The organism is Sphingomonas sp. CL5.1, assembly GCF_013344685.1.
Lineage (GTDB): Bacteria > Pseudomonadota > Alphaproteobacteria > Sphingomonadales > Sphingomonadaceae > Sphingomonas.
Genome location: NZ_CP050137.1, coordinates 1140520 through 1156466, shown reverse-complemented (window position 1 = coordinate 1156466; position 15947 = coordinate 1140520). Strand labels below are relative to the sequence as shown.

Here is a 15947-nt window from a genome sequence, read left to right as displayed (position 1 = left end):
GGCGCCCCTCCTCTTCCGGGGAGCGGTGAGACAAGATGATCGCAATCCGCGTTGCCGCATCGCCTCCACCCGGCTTATGGGTGGGGGCATGTGGCAGCTCTACCAATTCACCTTGTGTCCGTTCACGCGCAAGGTGCGCGCGCTGCTCAACGAGAAGGACGTCGGCTACGAGCTGGTGCCCGAGGAGCCGTGGGCGCGGCGCGACGAGTTCGTGGACATGAACCCCACCGGGCAGACCCCGGTGATGGCCGATCCGACCCGCAATATCCTGCTGATCGATTCGATGGCGATCTGCGAATATTTCGAGGAGACGGTCGACAAGGCGCAGATGATCAACGGCACCGCCGCCAACCGCGCGGAGATCCGCCGGCTGGTGACGTGGTTCGACACGCAATTCTTCCGCGACGTCACCGGGCCGCTGCTGCACGAACGGATGGTGAAGCGCATCGTCCACCGCGCCTCGCCAGACGCGTCGCGGCTGCGCGAGGCGATGAAGTCGGCGATCGGGCATCTCGATTACATCGATTTCCTGCTCGATCACCGCAAATGGATGGGCGGCGCGACGATCAGCCTCGCCGATCTCGCCGCCGCCGCGCAGATCTCGGTCGCCGACTATCTCGGCGGGATCGACTGGAGCGGGCACACCCATGCCAAGGCATGGTATTCGGCGTTCAAGAGCCGGCGCAGCTTCCGCCCGCTGCTCGCCGAGCGGATGCGCGGGATCGAGCCGCCGTCCTATTACGAGAACCCGGACTTCTGATGCACGTGAATCACGATTCCGCCGCGCCGGCGGCGGACCGGATCGGCTTCGACGATTTCCTGAAGGTCGATATCCGCGTCGGCACGATCGTCGCGGCCGATCCCTTCCCGGAGGCGCGCAAGCCGGCGTTCAGGCTGACGATCGATTTCGGCCCGACGATCGGCGTGAAGCGCTCCTCCGCACAGATCACCGAACATTATGCGCCCGAGACTCTGGTGGGGCGGCAGGTGGCGGCGGTGGTCAACTTCCCGCCGCGCCAGATCGGGCCGATGATGAGCGAGGTGCTGACGCTCGGCTTCCCCGACGCGGACGGCAGGGTCGTGCTGATCGGCCCGAGCGAGCGGGTGCCGGACGGGGGAAGGTTGTTCTGACCGGATAGCGTCACCGGCGCAGGCCGGGTCGCGTACCGCATGAGACGCCCGCTTTCGCCGGCATGACGATGGGATTATCCCTCCAGGCTCTTCGACGCCTGCTCGAACGTATCCTTCGACAGCCCCGCCGTCGCGACGATCCGCTCCAGCTCCGCCTTCATCAGCGCCGCGCGGTCCTCGTCGAAGCGCCGCCAGCGGCCGAGCGGGGGGAGAAGTCTGGCGGCGGTCTGCGGGTTGATCCGGTCGAGCGCGACGATCTGATCGGCGACGAAGCGATAGCCGCTCCCGTCGATGACGTGGAAGGCGCGCTGGTTGACGCTGAACGCGCCGACCAGGCTGCGCGCGCGATTGGGGTTGGCGAGCGTGAAATCGGGATGCTCGGCAAGCTGCGCGACCACCGCCGGCGTATCGCCGCGCGTCGACAGCGCCTGCGTCTGGAACCATTTGTCGAGCACCAGCGGATTGTCCGCATAGCGATAATGGAAGATATCGAGCGCCGCCTCGCGCTCGTCCCATTCGCTGTTGGCGAGCGTGGTGAGCGCCGCCTGCCGGTCGGTCATGTTGTCCGCCGCCTCGAACTGGCGGAAGGCGAGCCGCGCCGCATCCGCCGCGCCGCTCGCCGCGATATAGCCGAGCGCGACATTGCGCAGCCGCCGCAGCCCCTTGGCGTGCGGGTTGTAGGCATAAGGCTCGTTCCCCGCCGCGTCATAAGCGGCGCGCCACGCCGCCGCCAGCGCGACGCCGAGATCGCGGCGCAATGCCTCGCGCGCGTCGAAGATCGCGTCGGGATCGGCCGTCGCGAGCTGGTCGCCGATGAAGCTCTCCGACGGCAGCAGCACCGCCTCCGCCACGAACGCGCGGTCGAGCGCGGGATTGGCCAGCGTCCCGGCCACCGCGCGGATCACCGCCTGATGGTCCGCCCGCCCCTCGACCGTCGCCGCGACGAGCGTGTCGAGCATGAGCTGCTGCATCGCCTCGTAGCGGGCGAAGGGATCGTCGTCATGCGCCGAGAGGAAGGCGAGATCGGCGGCGGTGCGGTCGCTCTCGATGATGACCGGGGCGGAGAAGCCGCGATTGATCGACAGCACGGGGCGCTCGACCACATCGTCGAACACGATCGTCTCGGCGGCGGTGTCGAGCAGCACGAGTTGCTCGTCGGTGAGCGGTTTCCCCGTCTCCGCGCCGAACAGGCGCAACTTGAGCGGCAGCACCATCGGCTGCTTGTCCGGCTGGCCCGGCGTCGGCGGCACATGCTGGGCGAGCCGCAGCGTGGCGCGCCCGCCGTCGTGCGAGATGCCGGCCGAGACGCGCGGCGTGCCGGCCTGCGCATACCACAGACGGAAGCGCGAGAGATCGACGCCGCCCGCCTCCTCCATGCACGACACGAAATCCTCGCATGTCGCCGCCGTGCCGTCGAAGCGCGCGAAATAAAGGTCGGTCGCGGCGCGGAACCTCGCCGGGCCGAGGATCGTCGCCATCATGCGGATCAGCTCCGCGCCCTTGTTGTAGATGGTCGCGGTGTAGAAGTTCGATATCTCGATATAGCTTTCCGGGCGCACCGGATGCGCCAGCGGCCCGGCATCCTCCGGGAACTGGCTGGCGCGCAGGCCGCGCACGTCCTCGATCCGCTTCACCGCCGCCGATCCCTGGTCGGCGGAGAAGCTCTGGTCGCGATAGACGGTGAAGCCTTCCTTAAGCGAGAGCTGGAACCAGTCGCGGCAAGTGACGCGATTGCCGGACCAGTTGTGGAAATATTCATGCGCCACCACGGCGGCGATCGCGTCGTAATCGTAATCGGTCGCGGTGTCGGGATCGGCGAGGATATAGCGGCTGTTGAAGATGTTCAGCCCCTTGTTCTCCATCGCGCCGAAGTTGAAATCGTCCACCGCGACGATGTTGAACACGTCGAGGTCGTATTCGCGGCCATAGACGCGCTCGTCCCACGCCATCGCCGTTTTCAATGCGTCGAGCGCGTGGTCGGTGCGCGGCAGGTCGGCGGCGCGCACCCAGATGCCCAGCGCCACCTCGCGCCCCGATTGCGTGACGAACGTGCCGCGATTGACCGCGAGATCACCCGCCACCAGCGCGAACAGATAGGTGGGCTTGGGGAACGGATCGTGCCATTCCGCCCAGTGCCGCCCGTCCGCGAGATCGCCCGCCGCGATCGGGTCGCCGTTCGCCAGCAGCACCGGGAAGCGCGCCTTGTCCGCCGTCATCTTCACGTGCCATGTGGCGAGCACGTCGGGCCGGTCGGGGAAATAAGTGATGCGGCGGAAGCCTTCCGCCTCGCATTGCGTGCATAGGATGCCGCCCGACGCATACAGCCCCATGAGCTGCGTGTTGCTATCGGGGGCGATCGCCACCTCCGTCTCGATCACATGCGCGGCGCCGTCGAGCGGGATGAGGAGATCGTCGCCCTCCTGCCGCCAGCCGTTCACCGCCACGCCGTCGACCAGCACGGCGAGTGGCGCCTGCCCCGCGCCGTTGAGCTTGAGCGACGCCGCATGATCGCCGTTGCGCGTGACGCGGAAGCGCGCCTTCACCACGGTCCGCGCGGGATCGAGATCGAAATCGAGCACCACTTCCGGCACCAGCCATTCGGGCGGACGATAATCCTCGCGCCGGGTGACGGCGGGCGCGGCAATGGCGGTCTGGGCGTCGATCATGAGGGAGATATAGCCGGCGCGCCCGGTGGTTCCATCGAAACCTTGCACGCGGGCGGCGGCGTGTTAGGCGCGGGGCAGATATGAAAGCCATTTCCCTGCTGGCCCGCGCGGGCCTCGCCGCCCTTCTCCCGCTTTCCGCCATGCTCGCCGCGCAGGACACGCCGCCGGCGCCGCTGCCGCCCGCTCAGGCGGCGATCAAGGCGCATGTGATGTTCCTCGCCTCCGACGCGATGAAGGGGCGCGAGGCGGGGAGCGGCGAATATGACATCGCCGCGCAATATGTCGCGTCGCGATTCGAGGCGGCGGGGCTGCGGCCCGGCGGCGACGGCGGGGACTATCTGCAACAGGTGCCGCTGGTCAGCTATCGCCCGGACGGTGACGGGCGCGTGGTGCGCTCGGTGGCGGGCAAGGCGGAGGCGCTGGTCGCGGGCACCGACTATGTCGCGCTGGCCGATCCGGCGCGCGCGAAGGTGTCGCTCGACGCGCCGGTGGTGTTCGCCGGGTTCGGCATCGCCGGCGGCAGCGACGGGCGCGACGATTTCGCGGGGCTGGACCTCAAGGGCAGGATCGTCGCGGTGCTGCCCGGCTCCCCGCGCGACATGAACGCGGAGGAGCGCGCCTATCTCGGCGGGATCGACACCAAGGCGGCGGCCGCCGCCGCGCGCGGCGCGATCGGGATGATCCAGCTTGCCGCGCCGGGCGGCGAGGCCAGGCCGCCCTTCGCGCGCACCGTCGAGCGTGTCGCGAGGCCGCGCATGACCTGGGCCGAGCCGGACGGATCGGGCCACGCCTCGTCGCCGATCCCGGTGGTCGCCACGTTCAGCGAGGCGGGCGCGGCGAAGCTGTTCGCCGGCGCGCGTACCAACTGGGCCGCGCTGGTGAAGGAGGCGCAGCGCAAGACGCCGCGCTACGCCGCCGAACCGCTCCCCGGCACGCTCGCGATCGAGACGGCGAGCGCGTTCGACAAGGCGCGCTCGGCCAATGTGGTTGGCATGTTGCCGGGCAGCGATCCGGTGCTGGGCAAGCAGGTGGTGGTGCTCTCCGCGCACCTCGACCATATCGGCATCACCGCGCCCGATGCGAGCGGCGACACGATCAACAACGGCGCGCTCGACGACGCGATCGGCATCGCCAGCCTGATCGAGGAGGCGAAGCGCTTCGAGAAGCAGCCGCCGCGCCGCACGATCCTGTTCGTCGCCTTCACCGCCGAGGAGAAGGGGCTGATCGGCAGCGCGTGGTTCACCGCGCATCCCACCGGGCCGATCGACACGATCGTCGCCGACGTGAACCTCGACATGCCGATCCTTACCTATCGCTTCGAGGATATGGTGGCGTTCGGCGGCGATCGCTCGACGCTCGGCCCGGTGATCGCGCGGGCGGCGGGGACGATCGGCGTCACCATGTCGCCCGATCCGATGCCGGACGAGGCGATCTTCGTCCGATCGGACCATTTCAACTTCGTGCAGCGCGGCATCCCCTCCGTCTTCCTGTGGCCGGGCGAGAAGGGGCCGGGCAAGGCGGCGATCGAGACGTTCATGGCAAAACATTATCACCGCCCGTCGGACGACCTGCGCCAGCCGATCATGTGGGATCAGGCGGTGCGCTTCGTCGACGCGAACTATCGCATCGCGCGCGAGATCGCCGATGCCGATGCGCGGCCGGTGTGGAACAAGGGCGATTATTTCGGCACGCTGTTCAACGGCCCGATGGCGCGATGAGATTGTGCGCGGCGCCGGCCCGCTCTCCCACCCGGCGTCCCATTCAGTGTATCCTTGATTGGCGGCCGGGTCGGAGAGCGGACCCGCGCCGTAAAAAAGGAATCCTGCGATGAGCCGGCTGTTCGTCTTCGGTCTCGGCTACGCCGCGTGCGCGATCGTCGACGCGAGCGGCTGGCCGGTGCTGGGGACGACGCGCGACGGACGCGACGGCACGATCGCCTTCGATGACGAGGAAGCCGTGCGCGCCGGGCTGGCGGCGGCGACGCATGTGCTGTCGAGCGTGCCGCCCGACGCCGTCGGCGCGGACCCGGTGCTCGCGCGCTACGGCCCTCACCTCGACGGCCGCTGGCTCGGCTACCTTTCATCGACCGGCGTCTATGGTGACACCGGCGGGGCGTGGGTGGACGAGAGCGCGCCCATCGGCGGCGGACGGCGCGGCGCGCGGGCGGCGGCGGATGCGGCGTGGCTGGCACGCGGGGCGCGGGTGTTCCGCCTGCCCGGAATCTACGGGCCGGGGCGCTCCCCGCTCGACCGGCTGCGCGCGGGGACGGCGCACCGCGTCGACGTGGCGGGGCAGGTGTTCAGCCGCATCCACGTCGCCGATATCGCGCGCGGGGTGGTCGCCGGGTTCGACGCGCCGGCGGGGGCGTATAATCTCGCCGACGACCTGCCGGCGGGCCAGAATGAGGTGATCGACCATGCCGTCGCGCTGCTAGGGCTGGCTCCGCCGCCGCTGGTCGCGCTCGATGCACTCTCCCCGGCGGCACGTGGCTTCTATGCGGAGAACCGGCGCGTCGCCAATGGCAAGGCGAAGCGCGTGCTCGGCTGGACGCCGCTTTATCCCGATTATCGCGCCGGCCTGCGCGCGGTGAGCGCGATCACCAGCCCCACGCCCGCCAGCGCCGCGCCGCCGATCGCCAGCGGCGACCAGCGATAGCCCTCGAACAGCGTCGACAGGAACATCGCGATCACCGGCACGATCACGCTGGAATAGGCCGCCTTGGCCGGGCCGATCACGCGGATCACGTTGAAATAGAGCGGGAAGCACAGCGCCGACGCCGCCAGCCCGAGATAGAGGATGCCCGCGACATAGCCGGCGCGCCATTCGAACACGGGCGGCCCCGTCGTCGACAACGCCCAGATCGCATCCAGCGTCGCGCCGATCAGCATCGCCACCGCCAGCGTGGCGTTCATCGGATAGCGCCGCGCCATCTGCGTCGCCTGCATCACATTGGCGCTGGAGGCGGAGAGGATCGCGCAGCAGGTGAGCGCGATGCCGATGAACGCGGAGGCGGAGCCGTGCGGGTCGCTGCGCGCCTCGTTGATGAACAGCAGCACGACGCCGGCCATCGCCACCGTCGATCCGGCGATGAGCTGCCGCCCGAGCTTCTGGCCGAGGAAGATGCGCCCGAACAGCGCATTGGGCACCAGCAGCAGCGCGAACACCACCGCGACCAGCCCGGAGGTGATATGCTGCTCCGCGCGATAGACGAAGTTGAAGTTGAACACGAACTGCGCCGCGCCCAGCGCCGCCGCGAAGCCCCAGCCGCGCGCGTCGAAATCGAACCGCTCGCGTCTCACGAGCGCCCAGGCGAGCATGGCGATGCCGGCGGTGAGGAAGCGATAGCTGACCGACCAGCTCGCCGGCACGACGCTGAGCTGGTCGCGGATGACGAGCCAAGTGGAGCCCCAGTTCAGCGTGACGATCGCGAACGGCACCAGGATCGCGGCGCGGGTGGAATTGGGGCGGGTCGTGTCGATCATCCTGTGCCCCGTTGGCGCGTGTTCGCGGCCCGCTCTACCCACCCGCGCGGCGCTGTCGACCCAAATCTCCCGCGCCGGTCACAAGCCCCGCTGATCAATCGCGCGGCGGGGAACCGTCCGGCGGCGGCGCGCGATCGTCGCGGCGCGGCGGCGGGCCGGACGGCGGCGGAGGCGGACGGTTGTTGACCGAGACCGAGCCGTCCTGTCCAACCTTCAGGTCGATCCCCATGCCCTTGAGCTGGTCCTGCAACTGCCCCTGGAGCTGGTCCTTGATCTGGCCCGCGACCGGCGCGAGCACATTGTCGGCCACGTCGTCGATCGCCGCCTCGGGATCGACCTCCTCCGGTGCGGGCGCCTTGACGACCGGCTGGAGATCGAGCGCGGAGACCATGAAATTGCGCCAGATCTGCGCTGGGATGCCGCCGCCGTGCAACCCCGGATTGGGCGTGTTGTCGTCATTGCCGACCCATACCCCGACCACGAGATCGCCCGCGAAGCCGATGAACCACGCGTCGCGCCCGCTCTGCGAGGTGCCTGTCTTGCCGTAAGCGGGGATGGAGAGCGCGGCCGCGCGCCCGGTGCCGCGCATCGAGGCGGCGAGCAGCTCCAGCATCTCGTCATGGATCTTGCCGGGCATCGTCGTCTGCCCGCCGGTCAGCGCGGCATACCAGGGCTTGTCGCCATTGTCCCTCAGCCCCCGCGCCTGCACGGGATAGCGCCCTTCCGCCACCCCGGCGAAGGCGGCGGTCAGCTCCAGCAGCGACACCTCCGACGTGCCGAGCGAGATCGTCGCCTCGTTGGCGATCGGCGTGGAAATGCCGAGATCGCGGGCGGCGCGGATCACGTTCTTGACGCCCACCTCCTCGGTGACGCGGGCGGCGATGACGTTCGACGAACGCTGGAAGGCACGGCGCAGCGGGATCTTGCCGATATAGCTGTTGTCGTCGTTCTTCGGCTTCCACCCGGCGATCTCCACCGGCGCGTCGTCGAAGATCGTCTCGGGCGTCATCCCCGCGCGCATCGCGGCGAGATAGACGAACAGCTTGAAGGTCGATCCCGGCTGGCGGCGCGCCTGCGTCGCGCGATTGAACGGGCTTTTCGCATAATCGCGCCCGCCGACCATTGCGACGACCTCGCCCTCGCGCGTCATCGCCACCAGCGCGGCCTGCGCCTGTCGCAGCCCGGCCTGCCGGATCACGCGCTCGGCGGTGCGCTGGAGATTGCGGTCGAGCGTGGTGCGCACCACCGCCTCGTTGCGGATCTCGCCCGCCTGATCGCGCGCCTCGGGCAGCACCCAGTCCGCGAAATACGTACCACTGGGAAGCTGCTCGGGCTGTTTCGCCAGCACGCGCTGCGGCTCGACGCGCGCGGCCTCCCCCTTGGTCAGGAAGCCGGCATCCTGCATCGCGCCGACCACCACCATCTCGCGCGCCTGCGCGCCCGCCAGGTTGCTTGTCGGCGCGAGCCGCGACGGCGCCTTGACCAGCCCGGCGAGCATCGCCGCCTGCCCGACGTTGAGCTTGTCCGGCGCGCGCCCGAAATAATGTTTCGCCGCCGCCGTCAGACCATAGACGTTGTCGCCGAAATAGACGTTCGACAGATAGCGCGAGAGGATCTCGTCCTTCGACAGCCACGCCTCCAGCCAGAAGGCGATCAGCACCTCGCGCAGCTTGCGCCCGGCGGTGCGGTCGGCGTCGAGGAAGGCGTTCTTGGCGAGCTGCTGCGTGATCGTGCTGCCGCCCTGCCGCACCCCGCCGTGGCCGATATTGGCCCAGGCCGCGCGCAGGATGCCGCGCGGGTCGATGCCCCAGTGCGAATAGAAGCGCCGGTCCTCGATCGCGATGAACGCCTCACGGACGTGCGGCGGCAGCTTCGCGGCGTCGACCGGCGCGCCGATGATCGCCCCGCGCCGCGCGATCGGCGTGCCATCCGACGCGGTGAGCGTGATCGACGGCGGCGTCGGCGGCTTCAGCGAGCGCGACAGCGGCGCGGTGACCGCGAGCCACGCGATAGCGACGATGAGCAGGACGATCAGCGCCGCCATGCCGCGCACCGCCCAGCGCCAGATTCGCCGCGCGCGTTCGGCGAGGGTGCGGCGAGGCGATTCGGGTGGCGGATCGCCCGCCCCCTCATGCCACGCATCGAAAACGGGCAGCGGGCTGCGCGGCTCGGCTGGCGCGTGATTGTAGCGCAGGCGGCCAATATCGTGTGAATCGGGGTGCATGTCGTCGTCTTGGCGGTCGGCCATTAGCGTATTACTTCAATAAGACAGTTGCCGCAAGGGGCCGGGCCATGCAATGGGCTTAGCCCGATGACGACGGAAGCGAAAGCGGGAAGCGGCGACGATCGGCCGCTGGTGGTGGGTATCGGCGGCACGACCGGCGGCGTGTCCTCGACGGAGCGCGCCTTGCGCATCGCGCTGGAGGCCGCGTGCGACGCCGGCTTCCGCACGCGGATGTTCGGCGGCGCGGACATGGCGAAGCTGCCGCTCTACGACCCGCGCGCGCCGGAGCGCACGGCGGAGGAGCGCGAGTTCGTCGAGACCGTGCGGCAGGCGTCGGCGGTGATCATCGCCAGCCCCGGCTATCACGGCAGCATCTCCGGTCTCGTCAAGAATGCGCTCGATCTGCTCGAGGAAACCGCGCGCGACGAGGCGCGGCCGTATCTGGCCGACATGCCGGTGGGGCTGATCGCCACCGCCTACGGCTGGCAGGCGACCGGATCGACGATCGCCGCGCTGCGCTCGATCGTCCACGCGCTGCGCGGCTGGCCGACGCCATTCGCCGCCGCGATCAACAGCCAGGTCACCAAGTTCGACGACATCGGCGGCGCGAGCGACCCGGCGGTCGTCGAGCAGCTTCGGCTGATCGGGCGGCAGGTCGCCCGCTTCGCTCCGCTGACACAGGACTGAGCGCAAACCCTCCGGCCCGGCAGGCGTTGCGGCGCATTCGCCGCTGAAGCCCCTCGGCATAACTTCTGTTATTGTTTGATTGACACGGCCCTTGCCGCTGGTCCAACCGGGGACGACGCGACGGCAGAATGCGACCCGAAGGAGAGCGGGCATGGTGCTGACGAAGGGCGACGATTATCCGATCCACCAGACGGCGGAGCCGGTCGCCTATGCGGGAACGGACCGCAATTTCTACGACCGCTATTTCTTCAACGGCTACCCGGCCGACGCGGGCACGGACGGCTTCTTCGCCGCCGCGCTGGGGGTCTATCCGCATCTCAACGTGATCGACGCGGCCTTCTGCGTGCTGATCGGCGGGCGGCAGGTGAACCTCCACGCGAGTCGCGGGCTCGGCATGGAGCGGATGGATACGCGGGTCGGGCCGATCGCGATCGAGGTCGTCGAGCCGCTGAGGGTGCTCCGTCTCACCGTGGACGCGCCCGGCGAGAAGATCCGCGCCGACATCACCTTCACCGGCCGCGCCTTCCCGCTGGAGGAGCCGCGCTTCACCCGCCGCAACGGCCCGCGCGTGCTGATGGACGTGACGCGGCTGACGCAGAACGGGCGCTATTCCGGCTGGATCGAGCTGGACGGCGAGCGCGTCGAGGTGAGCGGCTGGGTCGGCACGCGTGACCGCTCGTGGGGCGTGCGCCCGATCGGCGCGCCCGACGCGCAGCCGGCCAGCCCGCCGCTGGCGCCGCAATTCTTCTGGCTATGGAGCCCCTGCGTGATGGAAGGCGGGGAGCTTTACTGCCACACCAATGACGACGCGCACGGCCGCTTCTGGAACCGCCGCGCGACATGGCGGCCGGAGGGCGGCGGCATCGCCGACGAGCGGCATTACGAAACGGTGGATTATGCGATCGACTGGCGCAAGGGCACGCGCCACGCCGAGCACGCCGCGCTGTCGCTGCGTGACGGCGACGGGGAGACGCGAATCACGTTCGATATCGGCCCGACCTTCCAGATGCTCGGTCTCGGCTACGGCCATCCGAAATGGGCGCACGGTCGCCACCACGGCGAGGCGCCGACAGTGGAGCGCGAGGATTTCGTGCCCGCCGAACTCGATCCGATGCTGCCGCACCATCTCCACATCCAGGCCCTGGTCGGGGTGACGATGACCGCGCCGGACGGATCGGTGCGTCGCGGGCGCGGTGTGCTGGAGCAACTGGTGATGGGACCGCACGCGCCATCCGGCTTCCGCGACGTGCTGGACCCGGCGCGATGATCGGTCCACGGATCGAGGCCTATCTTTCACGCCTGTGGAATACGCCGGTGGTGATCCGCGATCTCGCGCGCATCCCCGGCGGGGCGAGCCGCGAGACCTATCGCTTCGACGCTTTCGTCGATGGCGAGCGACGGCGCCTCATCCTGCGCCGCGAGCCGGCGACCGGCCTGATCGACACCGAGAGCGAGACAGAGTTCCGCGCCTATCAGAGCGCCGCCGGCGTGGTTCCCGTGCCCGCCGCCGTGGCGCTGGAGCGCGAGGGCGCGGAACTGGAGCGGCCGTTCTTCGTAATGGAGCGGATCGACGACGGGCAAGTGGTCAGCCCGTTCGACCGCGCCGGTTTCGGCGATCATGCCGAGGCGTTGGGCGAGCAGTTCTTCGCCAGCCTCGGCCGGCTCGCGGCACACGATCCCGCCGGCTCGCCGCTGGCGGCGCACCTCCCCGCGCCGGCACCGGAGGATTGCTGGCGCATCGCGCTCGATTATTGGGAAGGCGTGATCGAAGCGGATTCGTTCCTGCCTCAGCCGATCATCCGCGCGGCGATCCGCCGGCTGCGCGCCGCCCCGCCGCCGCCCGCGCAGCGCATCGCCATCGTCCACGGCGACTATCGCTCCGGCAACATGATGCACGACGGCGCCGGGCGGATGCTCGCGATGTTCGACTGGGAGATGGCGCACCTCGGCGATCCGCTGGAGGACCTCGGCTGGGCGCTCAATCCGGTGTGGGACCATTTCCAGCCCGGCCGCGCCTGCGGCATGACGTCGCACGAGCGCGCGTTGGCGGTCTGGCGCGAGGCGAGCGGGCTGACGGTCGACCGCGCGGCGCTCGACTGGTGGCTGCTGTTCAACGCGGTGAAAGGCGCGGCGATCTGGATTTCCGCCTTCCGCGAGTTCGTCGACGGCGGGCGGACCGATCCGGTGCTCGGCCTGTCCGGCTGGTATGTCGGGCGGCGGCAGGATGCGGTGATCGCGACGATGCTCGCCGGCCGCCCGACCACGCCAGAGCCGCCCGCCGAGACGCAGAGCCAACTCGGCCATGTCCTGACCGGCGCGGGGATCATCGCCGCTAGCGCGGGGCAGGCGGCGGGCGTCACCGATGCGTTCGGCGGCGCGACGCTGGGTGGCGCCGGGCTGCTCGCGCTGCTCGCCGCGCAGGAGGCGGAGAAAGCGGCGGCGTGGCGGCTCCTCGACATCGCGGAGATGCGGGTGCTGCTCGGCGATACGATGGAGGAAGATATGGCGATGACGCTCCCGGCGCTCGACGCGCGCTGGGCGGTGCTGTCCCGCGCGCTAATCGCCGAGCATGATCGCGTCGCGGCGCGGGGGGCGGACGACAGCGCGTTCCTCGACTTCTACCTGCGCGGCGCCTCGCGGCGGGAGCTGGCGTGGCCGGCATGACGTCAACCGACCTGCCGCTCGCCGGAGTGCGCGTGCTGGACGCGGTGCCGGGGCCGCTCGGCGCGATCGGGCGTTTCCTCGGCGAGCTGGGCGCGGAGGTGATCCGCGTCGAGCCGCGCGGCGGCGGCGCGGACCGCACGGCCGGCGTGACGCTCGATGGCGTCGGGCTGGCCTTCGCCGCCGCCAGCCTCGGCAAGCGCGCGGCGACGATAGACCTGCCCGCCGACGCGGCGCGTTTCGCTGCGCTGGCGCGGGAAGCCGACATATTGCTGGAGGCGCGGCTGCCGGGGCTGGATCTCGACGCCGTCCGCACGGCCAATCCCGCGCTGGTGGTCGTCTCGATCAGCGACTTCGGCGAACAGGGGCCGTGGCGGAACTGGCGCGCCAGCGACGCGGTGCTCCACGCGCTGACCGGCGGCCTCTCCCGCTCCGGCCTGCCGGGCCGGCCCCCGCTGCTCCCGCCGGGCGAGCTGACCTTCCAGACCGCCGCGCCGCAGATCGCCTGGCTCGCGCTCGCCGCCTTCACCGCGCGGCTGCGCACCGGCACGGGCGACCGGCTCGAGGTGGCATTGCTGGAGGCGGCGATGCAGGCGCTCGATCCTGGCTACGGCCTGTCGGGCAGCGCGCAATCGGGCGTGCCGCTGTGGAAGTTGGCGCGCGGCCGCACCGACGAGCGCCACCGCTATCCGATCTTCCGCTGCGCCGACGGCTTCGCGCGCCTGTGCGTCCTCGCGCCGCGGCAGTGGCGCGGCATGTTCCGCTGGATGGGCGAGCCGCCCGAGTTCGCCGGGCCGGAATGGGAGAAGCTGCCGACGCGCTATCGCTCCACCGCGCTGCTGGAGGCGTTCGCCCGCTTCCTCGCGCCGATGACCCGCGCGGAGATCGAGGCGGGCGCGGTGGCGCATGGCGTGCCCGCCGCCGGCCTGCTCGACGTGGGCGAGGCGATCGCGACGCCGCAGATGGCCGCGCGCCGGGCCTTCGCGCCGGTCGAGGTTTCGCCCGGCGTCAGCCTGCCCTTCCCCAACGGCGTGGTGGAGATCGACGGCGCCCGCGCCGGCATCCGCGGCCCCGCCCCCGCGCCGGGCGGCGACGCGCATTTCGAAAGCGCGCGCCCGGCATTCGACGCGCCGCCGCCCGCCGCCATGCCGTTCGCGGGGCTGAAGGTACTCGACATGGGCGTCATCGTCGTCGGCGGCGACACCGGTCGGCTGTTCGCGGACCTCGGCGCGGAGGTGGTGAAGGTCGAGAACGGCGCCTTCCCCGACGGCCAGCGCCAGTCGCGCGACAATGCGCCGGTGTCGCTCACCTTTGCCGCCGGGCATCGCAACAAGCGCGGGCTGGCGATCGACCTGAGGAGCGAACGCGGCAAGGCGCTGTTCCTCGATCTGGTGCGGCGGGCGGACGTGCTGTGCTCGAACTTCAAGCCGGGGACGCTGGCGTCGCTCGGCTTCGACGCGGATACGCTGGCGGCGGCCAATCCGCGCCTCGTGACGGTGGACAGTTCCGCCTTCGGCCCGACCGGGCCGTGGTCCGACCGGCTCGGCTATGGCCCGCTGGTGCGCTGCTCGGCGGGGCTGACGAAGCAATGGGTCTCTCCCGGCGAGCCGGAGAGCTTCTCGGACGCGATCACGGTCTATCCCGATCACGTCGCGGCGCGGATCGGGGCGTGCGCGGCCGCCGCGCTGCTGATCCGCCGGATGCGCACCGGGCGCGGCGGCGGCGCCAGCGTCAGCCAGGCCGAGGTGATGCTGGCGCAGAAGGGCGCGGAGATCGCCGCGCTCGGCGCCGAAGCGGCGGGGCTGGCGCCGGAGCCGGGGGAGGCGGCCGAGGACTGGCTGCTGCCCTGCGCCGGCGACGACGAATATTGCGTCGTGACGATCCGCGACGCCGCCGATCGCGCCGCGCTGGCCGGAATCGCCGGGGAGGGACGCGCGGCGGCGGAGCAATGGGCGGCGCGCCACTCGCCGGAGGAAGCGATGGCGCTGCTCCAGGCGGCGGGCGTGCCGGCGGGGATGATGATGCGTGTCACCGACATGCCGGACAGTCCGCAATATCACGCGCTCGGCACCTTCCGCGCGGCGACGCATCCGCTGATCGCCGCGCCTTTCATCGTCGAGGGACGCGCGACGCGCTCGGAGCGCCTGCCGGACCCGGACCAACGCCCGGCACCGCGCATCGGCGAGGACAGTGCGGCGGTCGTCGCGGACTGGCTGGGGCTGGACCCGGCGGCCGTCGCCGCGCTCCTCGCCGACAGGATCATCGAACAGGCAGCTTGAAGGAACGGATCATGACTCAACTTGGTAATGACGCGGTGACGGTCGAGACGCGCGGCAACGTGATGCTGGTCACGATCAACCGCCCGGAGGCGCGCAACGCGGTCAACCGCTTCGTCCACGAAGGCGTCGGCGACGCGCTGGAGGCGGCGGACGCGGACCCCGAGATCCGCTGCGTCATCGTCACCGGCGCGGGCGACAAGTCGTTCTGCGCCGGGGCGGACCTCGTGGCGCTGTCGCGCGGTGAGAGCCTGACGCCGGACGACAAGGCCAAGCAGGCGTGGGGTTTCGCCGGCATCGTCAGCCACGCCATCTCCAAGCCGGTGATCACCTGCGTCAACGGCACGGCGCTGGGCGGCGGGCTGGAGATCACGCTCGCCTGCGACCTGGCGGTGGCGGTGGACAGCGCGCAATTCGGCCTGCCCGAACCGAAGCGCGGGCTGTTCGCGGCGGCCGGCGGCGTGTTCCGCCTGCCCGAGCAATTGCCGAAGAAGATCGCGATGGAGATGATCCTGACGGGCGACCCGATTACCGCTCAGCGCGCGCTGGAACTCGGCCTCGTCAACGCGATCGCCCCGCGCGAGGCGCTGCTCGACACCGCCTTCGCGCTGGCGGCGCGGATCACGGTCAACGCCCCGCTTTCGGTGCAGGCGTCGAAGCGGATGGCGCTGGGAATCGTCGACGGCAAGGTGGCGCGCGACGAGGCGGCATGGGCGCAGAACCGCGCCGAGGCGAAGATCGTCTTCACCAGCGAGGATTCGCGCGAGGGGCCGAAGGCCTTCGCCGAGAAGCGCGCGCCGGTGTGGAAGGCGCGCTGAGC

General features: G+C 70.5%; 12 protein-coding genes. 9 read left to right on the top strand and 3 right to left on the bottom strand.

Annotated elements, in window-relative coordinates; genetic code table 11:
- The first annotated feature begins 88 nt into the window (after positions 1 to 88).
- The gene (locus F9288_RS05840; RefSeq protein WP_174835768.1) at positions 89 to 760 is read left to right on the top strand and encodes a glutathione S-transferase family protein; all 672 of its coding nucleotides are present in this window, start codon (positions 89 to 91) and stop codon (positions 758 to 760) included.
- Positions 760 to 1131 (top strand): tRNA-binding protein, encoded by a 372-nt coding sequence (locus F9288_RS05835; protein WP_174835767.1) that lies wholly within the window; start codon positions 760 to 762, stop codon positions 1129 to 1131. Before F9288_RS05840 ends, F9288_RS05835 begins: the two co-directional genes overlap by 1 nt.
- Positions 1132 to 1205: 74 nt before the next feature.
- On the opposite strand, the gene pepN is transcribed toward F9288_RS05835, so the two are convergent.
- Entirely contained in the window at positions 1206 to 3797 is a 2592-nt protein-coding gene (gene pepN / locus F9288_RS05830; protein WP_174835766.1) for an aminopeptidase N, read from the bottom strand.
- An 80-nt stretch (positions 3798 to 3877) separates the two neighbouring features.
- On the opposite strand from pepN, the gene F9288_RS05825 reads away from it, so the two are divergent.
- On the top strand, positions 3878 to 5515 hold the full coding sequence (locus tag F9288_RS05825) for a M28 family peptidase (protein ID WP_174835765.1): 1638 nt from the start codon (positions 3878 to 3880) through the stop codon (positions 5513 to 5515).
- A gap of 109 nt (positions 5516 to 5624) precedes the next feature.
- Positions 5625 to 6452, top strand: a complete 828-nt coding sequence (locus F9288_RS05820; RefSeq protein ID WP_174835764.1) for an NAD(P)-dependent oxidoreductase — start codon at positions 5625 to 5627, stop codon at positions 6450 to 6452.
- On the opposite strand, the gene F9288_RS05815 is transcribed toward F9288_RS05820, so the two are convergent.
- Both F9288_RS05815 and F9288_RS05810 read right to left on the bottom strand, forming a co-directional pair.
- The gene (locus F9288_RS05815) at positions 6362 to 7279 is read right to left on the bottom strand and encodes a DMT family transporter (RefSeq protein WP_174835763.1); all 918 of its coding nucleotides are present in this window, start codon (positions 7277 to 7279) and stop codon (positions 6362 to 6364) included. The genes F9288_RS05820 and F9288_RS05815 overlap by 91 nt on opposite strands.
- A 94-nt stretch (positions 7280 to 7373) precedes the next feature.
- On the bottom strand, positions 7374 to 9527 hold the full coding sequence (locus F9288_RS05810; protein ID WP_254621086.1) for a transglycosylase domain-containing protein: 2154 nt from the start codon (positions 9525 to 9527) through the stop codon (positions 7374 to 7376).
- Positions 9528 to 9590: 63 nt separating this feature from the next.
- On the opposite strand from F9288_RS05810, the gene F9288_RS05805 reads away from it, so the two are divergent.
- The 5 genes from F9288_RS05805 (at position 9591) to F9288_RS05785 (ending at position 15945) form a co-directional block, all read left to right on the top strand.
- The gene (locus F9288_RS05805; protein WP_174835762.1) at positions 9591 to 10190 is read left to right on the top strand and encodes an NADPH-dependent FMN reductase; all 600 of its coding nucleotides are present in this window, start codon (positions 9591 to 9593) and stop codon (positions 10188 to 10190) included.
- A 151-nt stretch (positions 10191 to 10341) separates the two neighbouring features.
- Positions 10342 to 11457, top strand: a complete 1116-nt coding sequence (locus F9288_RS05800; protein ID WP_174835761.1) for a hypothetical protein — start codon at positions 10342 to 10344, stop codon at positions 11455 to 11457.
- Entirely contained in the window at positions 11454 to 12854 is a 1401-nt protein-coding gene (locus F9288_RS05795; protein ID WP_174835760.1) for a phosphotransferase family protein, read from the top strand. The genes F9288_RS05800 and F9288_RS05795 overlap by 4 nt, the downstream gene beginning before the upstream one ends.
- Positions 12851 to 15130, top strand: a complete 2280-nt coding sequence (locus F9288_RS05790) for a CoA transferase (protein ID WP_174835759.1) — start codon at positions 12851 to 12853, stop codon at positions 15128 to 15130. Before F9288_RS05795 ends, F9288_RS05790 begins: the two co-directional genes overlap by 4 nt.
- 11 nt (positions 15131 to 15141) lie before the next feature.
- On the top strand, positions 15142 to 15945 hold the full coding sequence (locus F9288_RS05785; protein WP_174835758.1) for an enoyl-CoA hydratase-related protein: 804 nt from the start codon (positions 15142 to 15144) through the stop codon (positions 15943 to 15945).
- The last annotated feature ends 2 nt before the right edge of the window (positions 15946 to 15947 follow it).